Genomic DNA, 21365 nt, shown 5'->3' with positions numbered 1-21365 from the left:
AAAGCGACGACGATGACCTTCAACGAGGGCATGCAGATCGACCCCGACCGGGTATCGTCCGGCGGTCCCGGCATGGGCGGCAAGCTCGCGCTGGGTGGCGGCGCGGGCGGACTCATCGTGCTGGTGCTGGCGCTGCTGCTGGGCGGCGACCCCGGTTCCATCCTCGGCAACTTCACCGGCTCGCCGGACCAGAGCCAGACCGAGCCGGGCACGGCAGGCACGCCGAGCCACTGCAAGACCGGTGCGGACGCCAACAAGTACGTCGACTGCCGGGTGGCGCTCACCGCGCAGAGCCTGGATGCCGTGTGGTCGGCCGAACTGCCGAAGCAGGCGGGCAAGCGCTACGCGGAGCCGAAGGTCGTGCTCTTCTCCGGTGCCACCTCGACCGGATGCGGCAATGCCACCAGCGAGGTCGGGCCGTTCTACTGCCCGGCCGACCGGACCGCGTACTTCGACACCACCTTCTTCCAGGAGCTGGTGGACCGTTTCGGTTCCAGCGGCGGCCCGCTCGCGCAGGAGTACGTGGTGGCGCACGAGATCGGCCATCACATCCAGAATCTGCTCGGCGACATCGGGCGCGCGCAGCGTGATCCGCGCGGGGCGGACTCGGACGCGGTCCGCACCGAACTGCAGGCCGACTGCTACGCCGGCATCTGGGCCCATTTCGCGGACAAGCAACCGGCGCCGGGCAGCGACCAGCCGTTCCTGAAACCGCTGTCGGACAAGGACGTCGATGACGCGCTTTCGGCGGCCGCCGCGGTCGGCGACGACCGCATCCAGCGCGCCGCCCAGGGCCGGGTGAATCCCGAAGCGTGGACCCACGGCTCGTCCGCGCAGCGACAGAAGTGGTTTCTCACCGGCTACAAGACCGGTCAGGTCCGGGCCTGCGACACCTACTCGGCGCCGGACCTGAACAACCCGTCCGGTCTGCGGTAGCACCGGATCCGATCGATACAGCGCGCCGAGTCCCGCCAGGGCCCGGCGCGCTGTCATGATCTACGGCAGTTCGCCTGCGCCGCAGGCGGACAGGGACAGCACCGGAAGATGGGATCGATGCGAGTAACGAAAGCCGTTCTGCTGGTTGTGATGCTGATCGTCGCGGCGGGCTCGGGCGCCGCCACGGCCGACCCGGCCGTGGACCGGCCCAGTGCGCTACCGCCGATCGCCGCGCCGCTGGCGCTGTTCACCCTGACCACCATTCCGGACGGCTGGCAGGCCCGCACGGATCTACGCCCGCAGCTGGAGATCTTCGCCGACGGCCGCGCGGTCAGCAGTCCCGATGCCGTGGCCGCGGATCGGCGTCCCGAGACACCCCCGAAGCGGATCGACGGCCATATCCCGTCCGACGTGCTGAGTGCTGCGCTGGCGGAGACCAAAGCGCTCGCCGCGGCTGACCTCGGCGTGCCGAAAGCCACCGACCAGAGCAGCCGGATCATCGACTACATGCCGCAGTCGCCCGCGGACGACGTGCATCTGGTGGTGTACTCGCCGGAGACCACCGACGGGCTCGGCGCCGAGCAGCAGGCCGCCCGCAAACGCTTCGCCGATCTCTACCGGAAACTGCTCGACTCGTTCGTTCAGGACTGATACCCGCTGGTCACCCGGCCCGAACCGCTCGTTCGGGCCGGGTGCGGCGGGTCGCCTTCCTCCGTCGCGTCAGAACTGATCCTGCTCGTAGTCCGAGCTGATGATCTCGTCCGAGTGCGTCGCGCCGATCACGTCCGGCGTGGACTCGCCCAGCGGACCGGTGAGGTCGTCGTTCCCCGTCGGGCTCGAGTACGGCTGCACCGTGCGCGAGTGTTCCTCGTCGTTGCTGCGCTGCCCCGCCGCGGCCGGGCCACCCATGAAACTGCTCGATCCGGCGGGTGTGGTGCCGGCGGGTGTGCCGGTTCCGAGCGAAGTGCCCGGGACGCCCGCCACCGGACGGATCGGCACCGTACTGCCGGGAAGACCGGTTGCCTTGGGGACCGAGGGCGTGCTCGGACTTCCGGGCCGGCCGTGGCTGGTGCCGAGCAGACTGCTCGGGGTGCCGTGGCTGGTGCTGCTGGGGCTGTGCACCGACGACGGCGTGGTCGTGGGGCTCGACGTCCCCGGAGTGGCGGAGTCCAGACCGGCCGCCTGCGTCGCGGTGTCGGACGCGGTCGACTGCGCCTGTTCCAGGATCGGTTGGCCGATGTTCTCCGCCAGCGCCTGGGCGACCTCCTGCGGCGCCGGGCCGCCGCCCGGCGCCACCAGCTGCTGCACCATGCCGCTGAGTTCGGCGGTCTTGCCCGCCAGGTCGCCGCGGGTGGCGTTGGCCACGCTGACGGCGTGGCCGAGGTGTTCGGTGGCCGAGGCGATCAACGTCGCCTGGGCGGGCGGAGTCAGGATCACCGGCGCCAGCGCGGTCGCCTGGGTGGCGAACGACGACGCGATGCCCAGCAGCTGCGCGTTGCCCTGCTGCACCACCGCGGCGGCGCGCTGGGTGAGTTCGGAGATGTCGATGCCCCGCTGGCTGGTCTGCTGCCCCTCCACGTTCGCCTGCTGGCCTGCGGCCTGGGCGTTGCGCGCGGCCTGGCTCTGCCACAACTGCTCGACCGTGCCGATGCTGCCCTTGCCGACCTGCATGGCCATCTCGATGACCTTGGAGGATTGGCTCAGGATGGCGGTCGGGTCGAACGCGCCGATGACGCCGGTGCCGAAGCTGCTCAGCAGGTCCAGGATCGGTTTCATCAGGACGTCGACGCCGGGCAGCGCTGGGACCGCGACACCCTGCATCAGCGCGGCCACCGGGTCGGCGGGCAAGGGCGGCAGCGTTCCTGCCGCTGCCGCCGCCTGGTTCACCGTGCTGGCGATCGCGCTCGGCGCGTCGGCGAGCGCTCCGTTCAGCACGCCGTGCGCTTGATCGACCGCCGCCTCGACCGCGGGCGCCGCGATCTGATTCACCGCGGTACTCGTGTCGCCGAGCAGCGCGGACACCTCGTGCGGGATGCCGGGCACATCCTCGGCGCCCGGCGTGCCGTTCAACCCGGGTAGACCGCCGGGCAGGGCGCCTGCCGACTGCTGATCATCGGAGATCTTGCGCGACAGCACGAACGCGGGCGGCTCGATGGGCGGCAGATCCTCGGGCAGCTGCGGCAACGACAGGTCCGGCACCCCCTGGGCCGGCGCGTTCTGCAGAGCGTCCAGCACGGACTGCTGGCCGATGGCGACGTTCTGCTCGGCCGCGTGCGCGACGGCATGGTCCTCCGGGGCGATGACCCCGCTGTCGAGCGGTCTCATACCGCGCCCCCGATCTGGCCCGCGATCGACCCGAGCGCGCCCGCGTTGGACCAGTCGACCGCGTCGTAGGCCGCGGCGGCGCTGAACGCCGAGTCCGAGAGCTTGGCGTACTTGGCCGACAGGTCGTTGATGTCCTTGGCCTGCAGCACCTGCGCCGCGGCGAACATCGCCAAGTAGTCCGCCCCGATCAGGCCGAACACCGGAACGAGCGCGGCGACGTTCTGCACCGCGTCGAAATTGCCCGCCCCCGCGAGATCACCGGCGATACCGGCGTTCGTGGCGGCGAACGCCCGGACCGCTTCGGTCTCTACCGAGAGATCACTCATCGAGTTGCCCCCCACATCGTCGTACGAATCCGCGTCGTGCAGTTGTGATCCGCTTGCGCCCTGCCGAATCGGCAAGGGCCGCTACGGTTGCGCTCAATATAGCCGACCCGACCGGCAAGTTTCGAGCCCGAACGCACTGCGCGGGCCAGGACGACGAAACAGAACTGGAACGTGTTGCAAATTAGAACAAGTTCTATATTCTCTGTCCCATGAAGGTCGCAGTGACCGGCGCAGCCGGCTACCTTGGCACGAATCTGCTCCGCCTCCTCACCGAGCGCGGCCATCAGGTCACGGCCATCGATCGGGCGATCCCCGCCGAGCCGGCGGCGCCCGGTGTCACCTGGCTGCGGGGCGACGTGCTCGACCCGGCGTCGATGCGCGCCGCGCTGAGCGGCGCCGAGGTGGTCTACCACCTGGTCGCCGTCATCACCCTGGCCGAGAAGAACGATCTCGCCTGGCGGGTGAACACCGAGGGCGTCCGCGTGGTCGCCGAAGCGGCGCTGGCCGTCGGCGCCCGGCGGATGGTGCACGCCAGCTCGATCCACGCGTTCAACCAGTACAGCTGTGGCGGCCGGATCGATGAGAACGCGCCCCGCTCGACCGACCCCGCGCTGCCGGTCTACGACCGGTCGAAATGGGCGGGCGAGATCGCGCTGCGCAAGGTGATCGAGCAGGGCCTGGACGCCGTGCTGTGCAACCCCACCGGCGTGTTCGGTCCCCTGGACTACAGCAAGCCGCTGTCGCGCATCAATCGGACGCTCAAGGACGCGGCGCTCGGGCGCATACCGGCCATGATCGGCGGGGGATTCGATCTCGTGGACGTGCGCGACGTCGCCGAGGGCCTGATCCTGGCCGGCGAGCACGGCCGGACCGGCGAGAACTACCTGCTCGGCGGGTCGATGATCTCGATGCTCGAGTTGTGCCGCGTCGCGGCCACCCATGGCGGCAAGCGGGGCCCGAAGTTCGCTATCTCCCCCAAGCTGGTGTCCGGCGTCATCCCGGTGCTCGCGCCGCTCGGCAAGCTGTTCAACTCCGACATCGTCTCCAAGGCGGCGCTGGGCGCGCTGCTCTCCGCGCCGGTCGTCGACCACGGCAAGGCCGCGAGCGAACTCGGCTACCAGCCGCGCCCGCTCGACGATACGGTGCGCGACCTGGTCGCCTTCTTCGCCGACCCGGACCGGCTCGCCCCGCCGGACACCAGGCAGATTGCTTGACAGCAGATAGAACACATGTTCGACTGAAGATGTGCGGTGGCAAAGCCAGACCCTGGACGCCGAGGACGGCGCCTTGCCCGGGCTGTCCCGGGCCGGTCTGGTGCGCACCGTGCAGACGCCGGAGTTCGACGGCATCACGTTCCACGAGGTGCTGTGCAAGAGCGCGCTGAACCGGGTGCCCGAGGGCGCGAACGTGCCGTTCCACTGGACGGTCAATCCCATGCGCGGGTGTTCGCACGCGTGCCGCTACTGTTTCGCGCGCGGCACCCACGAGTACCTGGACCTGGACGCGGGCCGGGACTTCGACTCGCAGATCGTGGTGAAGACGAATGTCGCCGCGGTGCTGCGCAAAGAGCTCGCCAGGCGCTCCTGGCGCCGCGAACCGGTGGCGCTGGGCACCAACACCGATCCCTACCAGCGCGCCGAGGGGCGGTATCGGTTGATGCCGGGCATCATTCGCGCACTGGCCGAATCCGGCACGCCCTTCTCCATCCTCACCAAGGGCACCCTCCTGCGCCGCGACCTTCCGCTGCTCACCGCGGCCGCCCGCGAGGTGCGCGTGAGCCTCGCGGTGTCCATCGCGATCCTGGACCAGGATCTGCACCGGAGTCTGGAGCCCGGCACGCCGTCACCCCGGGCCCGGCTGGAGTTGGTGCGCGCGCTCACCGAAGCGGGATTCGCGGTCAACGTCCTGGTCGCACCGGTGATCCCGTGCCTCACCGACGGCCGCGCCCACCTGGACGCGATCTTCGGCGCGATCGCCGAGGCCGGGGCGGACTCGGCCGTCGCGTTCCCCATGCATCTGCGCGGCAGCACCAGGGGCTGGTTCCTGTCCTGGCTGGCCGAGCACCATCCGGCCTTGCTGCGGCGATACCGCCAGCTGTACCGCCACGGGGCCTACGTCACGCCGGAGTACTCCGCCTGGTTGCGCGCGCGGGTCGCTTCGCTGCTGGCGGAGCACGGTTTGACGGGCCGCGGGCAAGCCGAACCGGAGACACGACCCGAAACCGCGCACACGACCGGCGCGCAGCTGGCATTGTTCGCCTGACGCCATCCTCGCCGGATCTCGCCGGTCCGCGCGCTTCGGAGGCGCGCACCGCGTTCGACGGAGTAGTTTGGCGATGGCACCTCTCAGCGACGAGGAAGTGAAGCAGGCATATGGTTTCACACCAAAACGATGTCGGCACAGCGAAGTTGGAAAAGGTCGTCATTCGGTTCGCCGGGGACTCCGGCGACGGAATGCAGCTGACCGGCGATCGCTTCACCCATGAGGCCGCCGCCTTCGGCAACGACCTGGCCACCCAGCCCAGCTTCCCCGCCGAGATCCGGGCGCCCCAAGGCACGCTGCCCGGCGTCTCGTCCTTCCAGATCCAGATCGCCGACTACGACATCCTCACCGCGGGTGACCAGCCCGACGTGCTGGTCGCGATGAACCCCGCCGCGCTCAAGGCGAACCTGGAGGATCTGCCGCGCGGCGCCACGGTCATCGTCAACACCGACGAGTTCACCAAGCGCGCCCTCGCCAAGGTCGGCTATCCCGCCGACCCGCTGGCCGACGACACACTGTCGGACTTCGTGGTGCACCGCGTCCCGATGACCTCGCTGACCCTCGGCGCCACCGAATCGACCGGCGTCGGCAAGAAGGACGCGCAGCGCGCGAAGAACATGTTCGCTCTCGGCCTGCTGTCCTGGATGTACGGGCGCCCGATCGGCGGCACCGAGCAGTTCATGCGGGAGAAGTTCGCGACCAAGCCGGACATCGCGGAGGCCAACATCCTGGCGTTCCGTGCGGGCTGGAACTACGGCGAGACCACCGAGAGCTTCGCCACCACCTACGAGATCGCGCCCGCCAAGCTGCCGCCCGGCACCTATCGCCAGATCACCGGCAACACCGCGCTCGCCTACGGCCTGATCACCGCGGGCCGGCTCGCGGGGTTGCCCGTCTTCCTCGGCACCTACCCCATCACGCCGGCCTCGGACATCCTGCACGAGCTGAGCAAGCGCAAGAACTTCGGCGTCACCACGTTCCAGGCCGAGGACGAGATCGCCGGGATCGGCGCGGCGCTGGGCGCTTCGCTCGGCGGCGCGCTGGGCGTCACCAGCACGTCCGGTCCCGGACTCGCGCTCAAGAGCGAGACCATCGGCCTGGCGGTGATGACGGAACTGCCACTGGTCGTGATCGACGTGCAGCGTGGCGGACCGTCGACCGGCCTGCCGACCAAGACGGAGCAGGCCGACCTGTTGCAGGCGCTCTACGGCCGCAACGGCGAATCACCGGTGGCGGTGCTGGCCCCGCGCTCCCCTGCCGACTGCTTCGCCACCGCGGTGGAGGCCGCGCGGATCGCCCTCACCTACCGCACTCCGGTGCTGCTGCTGTCCGACGGTGCGATCGCGAACGGCTCGGAGCCGTGGGCCATTCCGGAAGTGAGCGCGCTGGAGCCGATCGACCCGGCCTTCGAACCGGAAGGCGACGAGGCCGACCCGTTCCAGCCGTACGCGCGCGACCCCGACACCCTCGCCCGCCCGCTCGCCGTCCCGGGCACGAAGGGCCGCGCGCACCGCATCGGCGGTCTGGAGAAGGCCGACGGCAGCGGCAACATCTCCTACGACCCGGCCAACCACGAACTCATGGTCCGTCTGCGTCAAGCCAAGATCGACGGCATCGGTGTCCCCGATCTCGCGGTCGACGATCCGGACGACGCCGCCGAACTGCTGCTGATCGGCTGGGGCAGCTCCTACGGCCCGATCGGCGAGGCCTGCCGGCGTGCGCGGCGGCGCGGCGTCCCGGTCGCCCAGGCACATCTACGGCATCTGAATCCATTGCCCGCCAACCTCGGCGACGTGCTGCGCCGCTATCGCGTGGTGGTCGCGCCGGAGATGAACGGCGGCCAGCTGGCCACGCTGTTGCGGGCGAAGTACCTGGTCGACGTGCGACCGTGGACGAAAATCGCGGGCACCGCGTTCTCCGCGCAGGAGCTGGTCGGGGTCATCGACGCGGCGCTGGACGGGTCGATCGAGGAAATGGAACAGAACAAGGTCTTCGCCGCGCGGGCGCAGGCCACATATCGAACGCTGCCGGACGACGTCCGCCCGAAGCCCTGCGCCGGGCCGAGCGCAGGCGAGGCAGCCGCGTACCGCATGGCTGGGGGTAACGCATGACCATCGTGGAAACCTCACTGGTTGGCACCGATCTGGGACTGACCGGAGTATCCGGGGTGCCGTCCGCGGACGGACCGCAGAAGGTGAAGGACTTCACCTCCGATCAGGAGGTGCGCTGGTGCCCCGGCTGCGGCGACTACGTGATCCTGGCGACGGTGCGCGGCTTCCTCGCCGAACTCGGATTGCGCCGGGAGAATCTGATGTTCGTGTCCGGGATCGGCTGCTCCAGCCGCTTCCCGTACTACTTGGAGGCCTATGGCATCCACTCCATCCACGGTCGTGCGCCGGCGATCGCGACCGGGTTGGCGGTCAGCAGGCCGGACCTGTCGGTCTGGGTGGTGACCGGTGACGGCGACGCGCTGTCCATCGGCGGCAACCACCTCATCCACGCATTGCGCCGCAACGTGAACATGACGATCCTGCTGTTCAACAACCGGATCTACGGCCTGACCAAGGGCCAGTACTCGCCCACCTCGGAGCAAGGCAAGATCACCAAGTCGACCCCGATGGGCTCCGTGGACCACCCGTTCAACACCCTGTCGGTGGCACTCGGCGCGGAAGCGACCTTCGCCGCTCGCGCGCTCGACTCCGATCGCGCGGGACTCACCGAGGTGCTGCGCGCCGCCGCCGAGCATCGCGGCACGTCGTTCGTGGAGATCCTGCAGGACTGCCCCATCTTCAACGACGGCTCGTTCGACGTGCTGCGGCGGGAGAACGCCGCGGACCATCTCATCCCGCTGCGTCACGCCGAGCCGATCCGTTTCGGCGCCGAGGGCGAATTCGCCGTCGTGCGACGTGGTTTCGGGCTCGCGGTGGCCCGCGCCGACAGCGTCGCGGAGTCCGACATCGTGGTGCACGACGCCTACGCCGACGACCCGGAGTACGCCTACGCGCTGTCGCGACTGAGCGACCAGGGTCTCGAGCATGTCGTCACCGGCATCTTCCGCAGCGTCGCTCGACCGACCTACGACGACGCGGTGCGCTACCAGACCGAGACCGCGCGCGAGCAGAAGCCGGTCGGCCCCGACTCGCTGCAGTCCCTGCTCACCGGGCCGGAGACCTGGACGGTGGGATAACCCGCCCCGGCTGCGCAGGGCGGCGAACGTCCGCGCAGCCGGTCAGGCGCGCTTGACGAAACCGAGGTCGACGACGGCGTCGCGCTCCTGCTCCAGTTCGGCGACCGAGGCGTCGATCCGGGGACGGGCGAGTTCGTCGATCGCGAGATCGGGCACGATCGTGTACTCGCCGTTCGCGCAGGTGACCGGGAACGAGCTGATCAGCCCCGCGGGCACACCGTAGGAGCCGTCCGAGGGCACCGCCATGGACACCCAGTCGCCGTCCCGGGTGCCGTGCACCCAGTCGTGGATGTGGTCGATCGCGGCGCTGGCCGCACTCGCCGCCGACGATGCGCCGCGGGCCTGGATGATGGCGGTGCCGCGCTGCTGCACCGTGGGCACGAACTCTTCGGTCGGCCATGCCGGATCGCCGATCAGATCGAGGGCGGGGCGTCCGGCGACGGTGGCGTGCGCGATATCGGGGTACTGCGTCGCGGAATGATTGCCCCAGATCGCCACCCGCGCGATGTCGGCGGCGGGCGCACCGGTCTTCGCGGCGAGTTGCGCGATGGCGCGGTTGTGGTCGAGCCGGGTCATGGCGGTGAAACGCTCGGCGGGCACGTCCGGCGCGTTGCTCATGGCGATGAAGGCGTTGGTGTTGGCGGGGTTGCCGATGACGAGCACTTTCACGTCGTCCGCGGCGCTGGCGTTGATCGCGGCGCCCTGCTCGGTGAAGATCGCGCCGTTGGCGGCGAGCAGATCCGAGCGTTCCATCCCGGCCGTGCGCGGCCGTGCGCCGACGAGCAGCGCGATGTCGGCGCCGGCGAACCCGATCCACGGGTCGTCGCTGATGTCGATGGACTCCAGCAGCCCGAACGCGCCGTCCTCCAGTTCCATCGCGACGCCCTCCAGCGACGCCGCCGCGGCGGGGACTTCCAGCAGCCGCAGGCGCACGCGCGTGTCCGGGCCCAGCATCGCGCCGGACGCGATCCGGAACAGCATCCCGTAGGCGATCTGGCCCGCGGCTCCGGTCACGGTGACGGTCACGGTCCCAGCGGCGGTGCTCACGACGAACTCCTTGCGGTCGGCGGATTCCTGCTGCCCACCCTAGCCACTCTCACCGCCGCCGAACGCCCACGGTGAGCTACGCGACAGTGACCGATACGCTGCCGCACAGCGGTTTCCCGGGGACGCCGGGTCAGGCGAGCGTGGCGACCTCGGTGTCGGTCAGCACGATCGGCGACACCACGTCCTTCGCCCGCGCCAGCCGCACCGCGCGATACAGCGGCCGTTCCTCGAGCCCGGCGTCGCGCGCCTCGGCCCGCAACTGGTGCACCAGCACCTCGGAAACCGCTACGGCCGCGGCCAATCGACTGGCCGCGAGCGCATCCGCGAGCCTGCGCAATCCGAGCAGGTGCAATTCGCGACCGCTGCCCGCGTCGGTGTACATCGCCAGTGGAACGACCTGGGAGACCTCCCCCGCGGTGACCCGCAGTGCGATCCGGCTCAATCGGGCCGGGAACACCAGTATCTCGACCCCGGTCGCTTCCGACAGCTCCACCTGCCGTTCCCCCAACAGTCTGCGGGCATGAATCGTGTTGCCGGTCAGCCACATTCGCCGTCGGCGCAACGCGACGGCGTACAGGACGGTCGGCGCGCCGACGACGACGCCGATGGCCGCGGCGATCGGCCAGCTCACCACGGTCGCGGCCAGCAGCGCCGCGCCGACACCGATGCCCGACGCGGCCAGCGCGAGGCGGCGCAACATCGGCGCGTACAGTTCGGGCGCGACCAGATCGAGCCCGACCGGCGCGATCGACTGCTGGTCATCAGAATTCGTGGACACTACTCCGCCCTCTCGCGACTCCGGCGGCGGAACTGTGCGCGCCGGTCACGTAACCGCACCCGCCGCCCGGCCGGCGACGGGTTCGACGCACAGTACCGCGCGCCCGGCGATCGCGTCGCGAAACCCGACAGCGCCGGGCGCACCCGCCACCTCGGCTACCCGGCCAGCGACTCCCGGATCACACCGACTACCTCGGACAGGGGAATCTGCCGCTGGTCGCCGGTCGCCATGTCCTTGAGCCCGATGGCGTTCTCCGCGAGGTCACGGTCGCCGAGTACGAGGGTGAACTTCGCCCCGGAGCGATCGGCCGCCTTCATCGCGCCCTTCACACCGCGCCCGCCGTAAGCCAGGTCGACCCGGACGCCCGCCGCGCGCAGCTGCGCGGCCACCACCACCAGCCGCTGCTTGGCGGCGTCACCGAGCGGCACGCCGAAGACCTCGCAGCGCGCCGGGTCGCCCGCAGACTTGCCCTCGGCCGCCAGCGCCAGCATGGTGCGGTCGACACCTAGACCGAACCCGATCCCCGACAGCGGCTGGCCGCCGAGTTCGGCCATGAGACCGTCGTAGCGCCCGCCGCCGCCGATGCCGGACTGCGCGCCGAGACCCTCGTGCACGAATTCGAACGTGGTCTTGGTGTAGTAGTCCAGGCCGCGCACCATGCGCGGGTTCACCACGTACGGCACACCCAGTGCCTCCAGGTGGCCGAGCACCTGCTCGAAGTGCGCCTTGGCCGACTCCGAGAGGTGATCGATCATCAGGGGCGCGTCCGCGGTCATCTCGCGCACCTGGGGCCGCTTGTCGTCCAGCACGCGCAGCGGGTTGAGCTGGGCACGCCGCCGAGTCTCCTCGTCCAGCGGCAGCCGGAACAGGAAATCCTGCAGCAGCTCGCGGTACTGCGGACGGCACGTCTCGTCACCCAGCGAGGTGACCTCGAGCCGGAAACCGTCCAGGCCAAGGCCGCGGAATCCGGCATCGGCGATGGCGATGACCTCGGCGTCCAACGCCGGATCGTCGACGCCGATCGCCTCGGTGCCCACCTGCTGCAATTGCCGGTACCGTCCGGCCTGCGGCCGCTCGTACCGGAAGAAGGGCCCGGCGTAGCAGACCTTCACCGGAAGCTGGCCGCGGTCGAGGCCGTGCTCGATGACCGCGCGCATCACCCCCGCGGTGCCCTCGGGACGCAGCGTGACGCTGCGATCGCCGCGGTCGGGGAAGGTGTACATCTCCTTGGTGACGACGTCGGTGGACTCGCCGACACCGCGGGCGAACAGGCCCGTGTCCTCGAAGACCGGCAGCTCGATATGCCCGTACCCGGCCAGTCGGGCGGCGCGGAGCAGGCCGTCGCGCACCGCGACGAACTCGGCCGAGCCGGGTGGCACGTAGTCCGGTACCCCCTTCGGGGCGAAGAAGCTGCTGGTCTTGGTCACGATGCTCCAGTTTCCACCACTACGGCCCCGCAAGTCCAACCGGTTCGCCGAACCGCCTCTCAGGAAGGTTGCGGAGCAGTCTCAGGTAGGAATGGCACACTCTTATCCCGATGTAACCGGATACGGGAGGAACGTGGTAGTGCCGAGCAACGAACAGCGACGAGCAGCGGCGAAACGCAAGCTGGAACGTCAGCTCGCCAACCGGGCGGAGCGGGCGCGCAAGCGCAAGCAACTCACCATCGCCGGATCGGTACTCGGTGTCGTCGTGGTGGTCGCCGCCGTGACCGGGGTGTACTTGTTGACCCGCGGCGACGACAACAGCAGCTCCGACGCTGCCGACGCCTCGCTGTCCAGCACGCCCGCCGCGGCCGCGCCGCCGTCGGCCAAGGCCAAGCCCGCGACGGTCGACTGCACCTATCGAGACAGCGCCAAGCCCGCGGACAAGCAGGCGAGCAAGCCGAAGGCCGACGGCATCCCCACCACCGGCGTCGACGCCAAGGTCAGCGTCAGCATGGAGACCAGCCAGGGCCCGATCGGGCTGACCCTGAACAACGCCGAGTCCCCGTGCACGGTGAACAGCTTCGTCAGCCTGGCGGCACAGAACTACTTCGACGGCACCAGCTGTCACCGCATGACCGCGGGCGAGGGCCTGAAGGTTCTGCAGTGCGGTGACCCCACGGGCACCGGAATGGGTGGGCCGGGTTACGAATTCGACAACGAATACCCGACCGATCAGTACGCTCCGAACGACCCCGCGGCCTCCTCCGAGCCGGTCGCGTACAAGCGCGGCGTGCTGGCCATGGCCAACGCGGGCCCGGGAACCAACGGCAGCCAATTCTTCATCGTGTACTCGGATTCCCAGCTCCCGCCGCAGTACACGATCTTCGGCACGGTGGACGACAACAGCCTCGGCACGCTCGACAAGATCGCCGCGCTGGGCCAGGACGACTCCAACGGCCCCGGTGACGGCAAGCCCAAGCAGCCGGTCACCATCCAGTCGGTCCGCATCGATCGCTGACGCACGAACTCGGGCCCGCCGCCGATCTCTCGGCAGCGGGCCCGAGCCATGTCTACCGCCATCCGGCCGAAGTGCGGACAGTCGAGCCTTTCTTCGGTTAGGGTGCCCTCAGTCCGAAGATCATCCGGCACGCCCGGAGACACGCCGGAAATGTGCGATATATGCTGATAAAGCAGCAAGCTCGTTCGATTGTGCCGACCTTTGTCAGGTAACCTCGAAACAAGGAGTTCTTGCAGCGTAGCGCGGCCTCGGCCGGGCAATCCGCCGGACAGGAAGTGCCACGCCACAAGTTCTCCGGGTGTCCACGTTTGCAGGCGGGACCCGCTGCACGGGACTACAGTTCGCGTGGCGGCGTCCGTAACGAAGCACCACCATCATCCATAGTGATCACTGCAGCATCGGGGAGCAGCCATGTCCGAGGAACTGGACGACATCGGCCGGGAAACCGCGGCCATGATGAGGACAATGTTGCAGCTTGCGACGCTGGTCGCCTTGCGGACCCGCGAGCGTGGTCAGAAGGAAGCCGAAGCGCGCGTCAAGCTCACCGAGGCCCGGATCAAAGAGGCCAAGGAATTGCAGCTGCGCGAGGCGCGCGACGCGAAGGCCAAGGATCCGCGCAACACCGAACTGGCCCGGCTGATCGAGAAGCCGATCCCGGAAAAGGGTGTGTCGCTGGAGAAAGACCGCTTCTCCGCACAGGCCGAGGCATCCCGGATGGCGGCCAATGCCGCCGCCAAGCCTGCTCTGCAGTACGACTCCCAGGAACGCCGCATGGCGATCGCGGCCCATCTCGCGAAAATGGGCGTGGCGCCGGAACTCGCCGCCGTGCGGATGCTGATTGAGGTAGGGCAGGCGCAACCGCCGGGCGAGGCCGTGCGCTCCCGCCCCGACCAGGCGCCGTCGGTCACCAGGGCCAGGGAGCAGGAATCCCGCGGCCTGGAACGCACAAGGTAGCCGGACGAACGAACGCCCGCCGGATTCCGGCGGGCGTTCGTCGTCTCGAACCACCGCGACAACCGCAGTCGGTCACGTGCGGAAGTCGCCTACCGTGGGATCGCCGAACATGCCGTGCTGCGGCGATTTCAACGGCAACGGGCTCAGCATGTCCTTGTGGCCGTTGCGCACACTGCAGTACTTGAACGGCCCCTTGGGGTCGAATAGCTTCGACATGTGCGGGTCCGCGTGATCGAGGAACCAGACACTCAGTCCGGTCCGCCCGTCCAGCCGGTAGTGCTCCCATGCCCGCCACAGCGCGTCCAGCCGGGCGACTGCCTCGGCATGCTGCCACCACTCCGGGCACCACACGGTGTCGCTGAGATCGGTGACCTGACGCCGGTAGACCAGGCTGAGGTAGTTCTCGACGAACTCCACCACGCTCGAGTAGATCATCGGTTGTTGCTGCTGTTCGGTCACAGCGGCCGAACCTCCTCGACTTGTCCGTATTCCGGCGGCGGCGTCGACTTGCTGAGCGAGGGCGCGCCGATCAGGTCGGTGATCTCGGTCTTGCGCTGCGGGTCGTGACGCGAGATGGACTGTTTCACATCGGCAGCGTACTCACCCTCCCACCAGGGCACGGTACGGATGAGCACCGGCGGCGCACCGGAGGGGAACAGGATCGCCCGGCCACGCGGCAGCGTCGCGAGGGCGTTGACGGAGAACGTCTTGGACGAGCCCAGCGAGCGGGAATAGCTCTTGCCGCCCTTGGATTCGGACACCGACTGCGAGATCGCATCGTATTCCCCGAGCACGTCCGAACGCTCCTGCAGGAACTTGGTGTCGTCCACGCCGCTACCGAGTACTTTGATGTTCGCCGCCGACCACAAGGCGTTCATGCCGCTCTCACCCCAGCACCGGGCGCCCTGGGCCCAGGACTGCAGCACCGTCATCACGACGATGCCCCGCGAGCCGAAGTGGCTGTACTGCTTCGGCAGGTCCTTCCAGCGCACCACGTTGGCGGCTTCGTCGAGCACCGCGAGCATCGGGATCGCCAGGCGTCCACCGGCCGACTGCGACGCCTTACGCATCGCCACGTCCACCACCGCCTCGGTGAGTGCGCTCACCAGCGGCGCGGCCGATCCACGGCCTTCCAGCGACAGGCTGTAGAGCGTTCCGTTGTTCTCCAGGAATTCCAGTTCGTCGAACTCCCTGCGATCGCCGCCACGGGTGATCCACGGGTGCACGTTCGACAATTTCAGGCACCGGATCATCTTCTTGGCGGTGCCGAAGATGCCACTGCGCGTTCGTGGATCGGCGTTGTACTGCGAGGACAGGCCCGAGGCCGTGTAGTGATGGCGGGCGGCGCGCAGGAGCTCGATGGGCTCGGTGTCCTGCGGATTGGTCACCCACTCCCACACCTGCACGATCGGCCTGCTGCCGTTGCGATCGCCGACCGCGGCGGCGAGGAACAGTCCGGCCAGCAGGTCCTCGGCCTCGGGATCGAAGAACGCGTCGGTCTTGCTGTCACTACCGTCGTCGCCGTCGGCGAAGTGCCCCGCCAGCCGCGCCGCCCGCATCTCGCAACCCTCCCGCTTGGCGTCCACCCAGGAAAGCGGATCCCAGAACCAGGTCGGCTCTTCTCCGGCCACGCCCTGCGGATCGAAGACGAAGGTCGGACTTCCTTTGGACTCCCGCACGTCTCGGGTCGCGTCCACCACGTCACGCTTGTTCGAGGTGGCCAGCACCGGACCGATCGCGGTGAGGATCGCCGGGATCACCCGGGACGTCGACTTGCCCTGGCGCGGGCCCCAGATGTCCAAATGCAGATCCTCGTACGAGCCGTACAGCATCACCCCGTCTGCCACACCGACGCCGATCGGTACACCGGGAGCGTCGTCGTAGCCGAGTTTGACGCCCAACTGCTGGGCCTTCTCCCGGACGCCCGCCTCGGTGAGCATCGAGATGGCGCCGCCGTTGCCCATCACGTCGGCCTTGTCGTCGACCGGCAACCTCCCCTTGCTCCGGCGCTTCTGCAGCTCCTTGCGGATCACCAGATACGCGACCACGCTCAGGATCACCAGCAACACGATCGCCGTGGCCGCGCCAGGCCAGCGCAACTTGCCCCGCGCCAGATCCGCCGCGATGGCGATCGGGTTGAACGGGACCTTCTGCGGGCTGCCCTCGAGCATGTTGCCCAGATGCAGCGCGAGCCAGAGAGTTCCGAAGATCGCGAAGCCGGCGTAGGTCAGTAACAGGCTGACGTCGGGTCCGGGTATGGCCGGATCCGTCACCTTTTTCTTCTTCGCCATGTGTGCCTCCTGGGTCGGCCGTCCGGTACGGAAAGCGGGTGGTCAGCGGAATGCGTCGAGCCGCCAGCCGTCGGGCGTGCGCACGACGGTGGCGATCACCGTCGCGGGCGGCAGCGGCTCTTTGCGTCCGTTCGGATAGACGACGGTCTGCTCGATCCCGATCTTGAACTGCTGGACGTTCGGGTCGCTGAGGGCCGGCGGCTTCTCCCCGGACGCGAACGTGAATGCCTCCACGTGCACCCCCTCCCGAGCCCAATCCGCCCACTGCAGCGTCGACTTCGGCGTCTCCACCGCGGTCGGCGCCGCATCCAGCATACGAATCAAGCTGGGGCCGAGAAACTTTCGCGCCCTGTTCAAGGAAGCACCCTGGGTCTCGGTGGCGGGTTGCCACCTGTAGATCTCCCGCAACGCCGCGACCGCGACACCGTCGGGCGTCACCGGATCGGGGGCGGGCACGCCCTCCAGCAAACGGGTTGTGGACGTAGCCGAATGCGCCGCATCGGATCCCGTGTCCGCGCGGCCGCAGGCCGCACCCAGCACCGCGACGCTCACCACCAGCATCACCACCAGTTTCGCCCGTGCATTCGCTCTATCCATCCAGGCTAGCCGCACCCGGGGGCATCGCGGCAGTCCTGCCGCCGTGTGTTCGGGCCCGTCACCGCTCACAGCACCCTCCTCGCACGTCCGTCCCCCGGAACCGCGACTTCCGAAACACCACCGGCGGATCGGGCATCCGCCCCGGGCACGGACTGGATCATCCGCCCGTTGCCCACGTAGACGCCGACCTGCGCTGGTCCACGCCGACCGAACGAGCTGAACACCAGATCCCCTGGCCGGGCCTTGCTCATCGGCACTTCCGTGCCCGCCTCCCACTGCTGTTCGGCCGTGCGTGGCAACGTCACCGTGCCGGAGGACGCCGCGAACACCGCCGCCGCGGTCAGGCCCGGTCCGTCCAGTCCGCCGCCGCTCGGGCCTTGGGGCCCGCCACCACCCCAGACGTACGGGGTGCCGAGCCATTCGTGAGCGGCTTCGACGATCTGGTCACCTGCCGTCCCCTGCCCAGGCGTGAACCGGCCGACCGAACCCGGCGCCCGGTACTGCGCTTCCATCGTGAGGATGTTGCGCACATACGGCTGGGTCTCGGCATAGTGTGCGGCAACCTGGTTCGGCATGCCGCCGGAGGCCAGTACCGCGCCCTCGCCCGCGTTGTAGGCCGCCAACGTCAGCGCGACGATGTCGCCCTGCACCCGGCCCTCGGCCTGCCACCGCTGGATCTTGTGCGCGATCGCGCACATGTAGCGCCCTTGACCGATGATCGCGTCACCGTCGTCCCACACACTGGCCACGCCGTTGCCGTCGGCGTCGATCACATACGGTCGACCGTCGTCGGGATTGATGCTCACCGCGGTGGTCGGCAGAAACTGCGCCAGGCCCTGGGCCCCGGCTGGGGAGCTGGCGCCGCGCCGGAAACCGGACTCCTGCCTGCCCTGCGCGGCCAGCAGCGAAGGCGTGATCTGCGGACAGATCGAACCCGCCCGGCGGTACCAGATCTCCAGTTCCTGCGGCACCTTGCCCGCGGCCAGCGCGCCACCGGCGGTGCCGAAACCGAGGCTGCAGCGCGGATCGCTGGAGTAGGCGCGCGCACCGCCGACATCCGGGGTCGGGGCGCCGTCCAGCCACGGCAGCGGGTCGATCTGGCGCCCGCCGGTGAACCGGCCGCCCGGGACGATCTCGAAATGCAGATGGGGGCCACTGGACTCCCCCGCCGAACCGACCGCGCCGATGTGCTGCCCCGCCGTCACCGTGTCGCCCGCGCGGACGAGCACGCCGGAATCCCACATGTGGCCGTAGACCGCCGAGTACGAACGGCCGTTGGTGTCCACGGAATCGACGACGATCCAGTTGCCGAAGCCGGACGCCGGACCGGCGGCGACCACACGGCCGTCGGATACCGAGAAGATCGGCGTGCCGTCGGGCGCGGCCAAGTCGACGCCCCGGTGGGCGCCGCCCCGCGAACCGAAGGTATCCGACACGGTGAAGGTTCCGGTGGCCATCGGCAAGGTCCGGCGCAGCGGGCCTGCTCCCGCGGCGAGCGAGGGGGTGGCGGTCGCCGCCGGATTGGTCTGGGTCGCGCTGGAACCGGCGGTCGCGGCGGCGCGGCGATCACCCGGCGGGTAGCCGCCCAGCGGCGGGAGCGCCGACTGCGAACCGAGCACGGACCCGCCCTCGCAGGCGTCGTCCACGGCGGGCATGACGATGACCAGCACGATGGTCATCAGGCCGAGCACCGCGCCCAGCGCCGTCCACAACACCGATTTGCCGCTCATCGCCGCACTCCGGCATCGTGCCGCGCGCAGCCGTGATTCACGTCCGGCGCCGGGCTTCGTTGAGGGTGTCGGCCAACGTGCGGTTCATCTCGGCGGCGGCCGCCAATTGCTGCTGCAGCAGTGCGACTTTGCGCCGCAGCGCGATCGCGTCCATCCGTTCCAGACCGGGGCCTTCGGCCGCGCGCACCCAGTTCCGCACCGAGTTCGTGTGCACACCGATCTGCTCGGCGACCACGCGGCAGGCCTCCGATTCACTACGCAGCTTGCCGGTCAGCGCGATGACCTGTTCGACCGCCGCTTGGCGCACCTCCGGAGAGACGCGACGGTAGGACCGGTGCGGCATCATGCGGCGCTCCCCGGTGAATCCGTTCCGCGCGAGGTCGATTCGGTGAACTCACTGAACCGCTGGTTGGTGTCGTGGATCCCGCTTTCCTTCTCCGACAGCGTGAATTCCATGTGGAACGGGATGCCGGGGCGACGATCCTCGCCGATCTTCAGCAGGAACTTGCCGGTGCCCGGCGGCGAGGGCCGCTGCTGTCCCGGTTTGAGCGCCTCGCCGGTCAGCGCTTGCGGTGCGGACCATCCGGTCACCATCTCCTCCTCGGCCGATGTGAACGGAACCGTGCTGTCCAGCCGTTTGATCTCCTCGGCCGGGAGCGCGCCGAAGATCTTGGCGCGCGCCCGCTCGAGGAAACCGAGCGCCTTCGCGATGGCGGCTTCCGAACCGAGCGCCTGCAGGTCCTTGATGGTGTGGCTGATCATGATCAGCGCGGTCGCGATGCCGCGCTGCAATCGGGTGAGTTCGTCGACGCGGTCGACCATGAAGTCACCGAGGCCGAGCACCTGCCACAGCTCGTCCATCACCACCTGGAAATAGCGTTGCGGGCCGAGCTTCGCGTCGGCGAGCACGTGCGCGGCTTCGACCGAGGCGAACCCGTCGGCCCAGCAGGCCAGCATGACCGCGGCCTTGAGCTTCTTGTCGCCGGTCGGGATGTGCGAGACGTCCATGCACACCGCGACCGCGCTGGTGTCGATCGGCACGGTGGTCTGTCCGTTGAAGACCGCGCCGAACGGACCCTGGGTGAGCGCGCGTAGGGAGCGGCGCAGGCCCTTGATCGCCTCCTGGTACTCCGCGACGTCGTCGGCGCCCGCGTCCAGCATCAATTCCTCACCGCCGCCGACGATCACCTCGAGCAGGTTCTCCATGATCGGCGGTTTGTCCGGTGTGTAGCCGCTGCCCGGCCGGTACAGGATGCGCAGGGCCGTGGAGATCAGTGTCTCCTCGTAGTCGCGCACCCGGTCACCGCGTACCAGTTCGACCAGGCCCGCGATCAGGGTCACCTGCCGGGCTCGCAAGTCCTGCAACACCTGCAGTTGCAAGGCCGGGAACTCTTCCAGCCGCGGGACCACCGCGCCGAGCACCCCCGCCGCGAGCGGGTTGAGTTTGCCGTGCCCGTATCCGAGGTCGATCACCTGCCCGCCGACCAGCTCGACCATCTTCCGGTAGTCGGGCTTGACGTCGGCGAGGATCAACGGCGTGATCCCCTGCGCGATGCCGCCCAGCACGATCCGGCGAACCAGCGAGGACTTGCCGAAACCGTTGAGGCCGAGCACGAACAAGCTGGGCGCGGTGATGAAACTGCCGCGCATGAACCAGTTCATCGGGTCGAAGCAGACCGGCGCACCGGTGTGCAGGTGCGAGCCGAGGGGCGTGCCGATCAGCGGCGCGCCCGCGCCGACCGACCAGGGCCACAGGCCGGCGACCTGGGCGGTGGTGGCGCGGTACTCGACCGGGCGGCCGACGACGTTCATCCGGCCGCCTCCCGGTCCCGCGTAGCCGCGGTCGGTGAGTTGCGCTGTGCTGCGATCGAATCCGTCCTCGATCGTCTGCTCCGCGCGCGCCGCGTAGTTGCGGCGGCGGATGTCGTCGGTGCGGACCCGGAACTGGGCGAACGCCGCCCGCAGACCACTGCCCTCGCGGGCGATCATCTCCAGCTTGGCGCGGGTGGCGTCGTCGAGCAGCGGCGGGCCGGACTGTTTGCGCCGATCTGCCTTCGCTTTCGCGCGGCGGGCCGCCTTGTCCGTGTACGGGGTGCCCATGGCGCGGTCGGCGGTGTAGTCCACCTTCGCGGGCCGTGCCACGCGCCCGTTCCTGGCCCCGTTGCGTTCCGGCCGCGCGGCGATGCGCTCGGTGACCGCGTCCCGGGACATGCGCGAGTTCCGCTCGCCGCGGGGACGTTCGGCGTGCCCGCGGTCGGCGTGGACGCCGTCGGACCGGCCCGTGCCCGGCCGCCCACGCCGCTCGGCCGAGCGCCGGTCGGACGTGTCGACGCCGCGCCGGTCCTCGCCGTTCACCCGCGCCGAATCCCGTGTGGCGCGCCGGCGCTCCGGCCGCTGTCCCCACTCGTCGCGGCCGGACTGCTCGAGCCGCCTGCGGCGTGCGTCCTCGTCCCGTTCCCGTACGGGTGGCTCGTAGTCCCGTGCCAT

19 protein-coding genes are annotated in these 21365 nt (G+C 69.4%); 8 read left to right on the top strand and 11 right to left on the bottom strand.

Annotated elements, in window-relative coordinates; translation table 11 throughout:
• Positions 1-12: 12 nt before the first annotated feature.
• Both ABZ552_RS06925 and ABZ552_RS06920 read left to right on the top strand, forming a co-directional pair.
• Complete coding sequence (locus ABZ552_RS06925; RefSeq protein WP_281878975.1) at positions 13-936, top strand: neutral zinc metallopeptidase; 924 nt, start codon at positions 13-15, stop codon at positions 934-936.
• A gap of 117 nt (positions 937-1053) precedes the next feature.
• Entirely contained in the window at positions 1054-1587 is a 534-nt protein-coding gene (locus tag ABZ552_RS06920) for a hypothetical protein (RefSeq protein WP_357435936.1), read from the top strand.
• Between the two features lie 69 nt (positions 1588-1656).
• Here ABZ552_RS06920 and ABZ552_RS06915 read toward each other — a convergent pair whose 3' ends face one another.
• Together ABZ552_RS06915 and ABZ552_RS06910 are read right to left on the bottom strand one after the other, a co-directional pair.
• Positions 1657-3261 (bottom strand): hypothetical protein, encoded by a 1605-nt coding sequence (locus tag ABZ552_RS06915; protein WP_281917878.1) that lies wholly within the window; start codon positions 3259-3261, stop codon positions 1657-1659.
• Positions 3258-3587, bottom strand: coding sequence for a type VII secretion target (locus tag ABZ552_RS06910; protein ID WP_159837869.1), 330 nt, complete (start codon positions 3585-3587; stop codon positions 3258-3260). Before ABZ552_RS06910 ends, ABZ552_RS06915 begins: the two co-directional genes overlap by 4 nt.
• A 209-nt stretch (positions 3588-3796) precedes the next feature.
• Here ABZ552_RS06910 and ABZ552_RS06905 point away from each other — a divergent pair, with 209 nt between their 5' ends.
• From ABZ552_RS06905 to ABZ552_RS06890, 4 genes are all read left to right on the top strand, one after another.
• Complete coding sequence (locus ABZ552_RS06905; protein WP_357435934.1) at positions 3797-4801, top strand: NAD-dependent epimerase/dehydratase family protein; 1005 nt, start codon at positions 3797-3799, stop codon at positions 4799-4801.
• A gap of 31 nt (positions 4802-4832) precedes the next feature.
• Positions 4833-5849, top strand: a complete 1017-nt coding sequence (locus ABZ552_RS06900) for an Rv2578c family radical SAM protein (protein WP_357435932.1) — start codon at positions 4833-4835, stop codon at positions 5847-5849.
• Between the two features lie 110 nt (positions 5850-5959).
• Entirely contained in the window at positions 5960-7960 is a 2001-nt protein-coding gene (locus ABZ552_RS06895) for a 2-oxoacid:acceptor oxidoreductase subunit alpha (RefSeq protein WP_357435930.1), read from the top strand.
• A complete protein-coding gene (locus ABZ552_RS06890; RefSeq protein WP_281878968.1) occupies positions 7957-9036 on the top strand; it encodes a 2-oxoacid:ferredoxin oxidoreductase subunit beta in 1080 nt (359 codons plus the stop codon). The genes ABZ552_RS06895 and ABZ552_RS06890 overlap by 4 nt, the downstream gene beginning before the upstream one ends.
• Positions 9037-9078: 42 nt before the next feature.
• Here the strand turns inward: ABZ552_RS06890 and ABZ552_RS06885 are convergent, their stop codons facing one another.
• The 3 genes from ABZ552_RS06885 to hisS form a co-directional block, all read right to left on the bottom strand.
• Positions 9079-10083: a malate dehydrogenase gene (locus tag ABZ552_RS06885; protein ID WP_357435927.1), complete on the bottom strand. Its 1005-nt coding sequence runs from the start codon at positions 10081-10083 to the stop codon at positions 9079-9081.
• 130 nt (positions 10084-10213) lie between these two features.
• Positions 10214-10861 carry a hypothetical protein gene (locus ABZ552_RS06880; protein WP_281878967.1) on the bottom strand — a complete coding sequence of 216 codons (648 nt, stop codon included), beginning with the start codon at positions 10859-10861 and terminating at the stop codon, positions 10214-10216.
• A 155-nt stretch (positions 10862-11016) separates the two neighbouring features.
• The gene (gene hisS, locus ABZ552_RS06875; protein WP_357435925.1) at positions 11017-12288 is read right to left on the bottom strand and encodes a histidine--tRNA ligase; all 1272 of its coding nucleotides are present in this window, start codon (positions 12286-12288) and stop codon (positions 11017-11019) included.
• A gap of 139 nt (positions 12289-12427) precedes the next feature.
• Between hisS and ABZ552_RS06870 the strand changes: the two genes are divergently transcribed.
• Both ABZ552_RS06870 and ABZ552_RS06865 read left to right on the top strand, forming a co-directional pair.
• Entirely contained in the window at positions 12428-13306 is an 879-nt protein-coding gene (locus tag ABZ552_RS06870) for a peptidylprolyl isomerase (protein WP_281878965.1), read from the top strand.
• A gap of 411 nt (positions 13307-13717) precedes the next feature.
• A complete protein-coding gene (locus ABZ552_RS06865; RefSeq protein ID WP_063017590.1) occupies positions 13718-14260 on the top strand; it encodes a hypothetical protein in 543 nt (180 codons plus the stop codon).
• 72 nt (positions 14261-14332) lie between these two features.
• Here the strand turns inward: ABZ552_RS06865 and ABZ552_RS06860 are convergent, their stop codons facing one another.
• The 6 genes from ABZ552_RS06860 to ABZ552_RS06835 form a co-directional block, all read right to left on the bottom strand.
• On the bottom strand, positions 14333-14719 hold the full coding sequence (locus tag ABZ552_RS06860) for a DUF4913 domain-containing protein (RefSeq protein WP_281878963.1): 387 nt from the start codon (positions 14717-14719) through the stop codon (positions 14333-14335).
• Positions 14716-16551 (bottom strand): type IV secretory system conjugative DNA transfer family protein, encoded by a 1836-nt coding sequence (locus ABZ552_RS06855; protein WP_281878962.1) that lies wholly within the window; start codon positions 16549-16551, stop codon positions 14716-14718. Before ABZ552_RS06855 ends, ABZ552_RS06860 begins: the two co-directional genes overlap by 4 nt.
• Before the next feature lie 42 nt (positions 16552-16593).
• On the bottom strand, positions 16594-17148 hold the full coding sequence (locus tag ABZ552_RS06850) for a hypothetical protein (RefSeq protein ID WP_357435922.1): 555 nt from the start codon (positions 17146-17148) through the stop codon (positions 16594-16596).
• 65 nt (positions 17149-17213) lie between these two features.
• On the bottom strand, positions 17214-18878 hold the full coding sequence (locus ABZ552_RS06845; RefSeq protein ID WP_281878960.1) for a peptidoglycan DD-metalloendopeptidase family protein: 1665 nt from the start codon (positions 18876-18878) through the stop codon (positions 17214-17216).
• Between the two features lie 37 nt (positions 18879-18915).
• Positions 18916-19224 carry a transposase gene (locus ABZ552_RS06840; RefSeq protein WP_357435920.1) on the bottom strand — a complete coding sequence of 103 codons (309 nt, stop codon included), beginning with the start codon at positions 19222-19224 and terminating at the stop codon, positions 18916-18918.
• On the bottom strand, positions 19221-21365 hold the full coding sequence (locus ABZ552_RS06835; protein ID WP_281878958.1) for a hypothetical protein: 2145 nt from the start codon (positions 21363-21365) through the stop codon (positions 19221-19223). The genes ABZ552_RS06840 and ABZ552_RS06835 overlap by 4 nt, the downstream gene beginning before the upstream one ends.

It is taken from the genome of Nocardia sp. NPDC019219, from assembly GCF_040632645.1.
GTDB lineage: Bacteria > Actinomycetota > Actinomycetes > Mycobacteriales > Mycobacteriaceae > Nocardia > Nocardia sputorum.
Note: the sequence above shows the minus strand (reverse complement) of the source record. Positions and strands in the feature narration are given on the sequence as shown.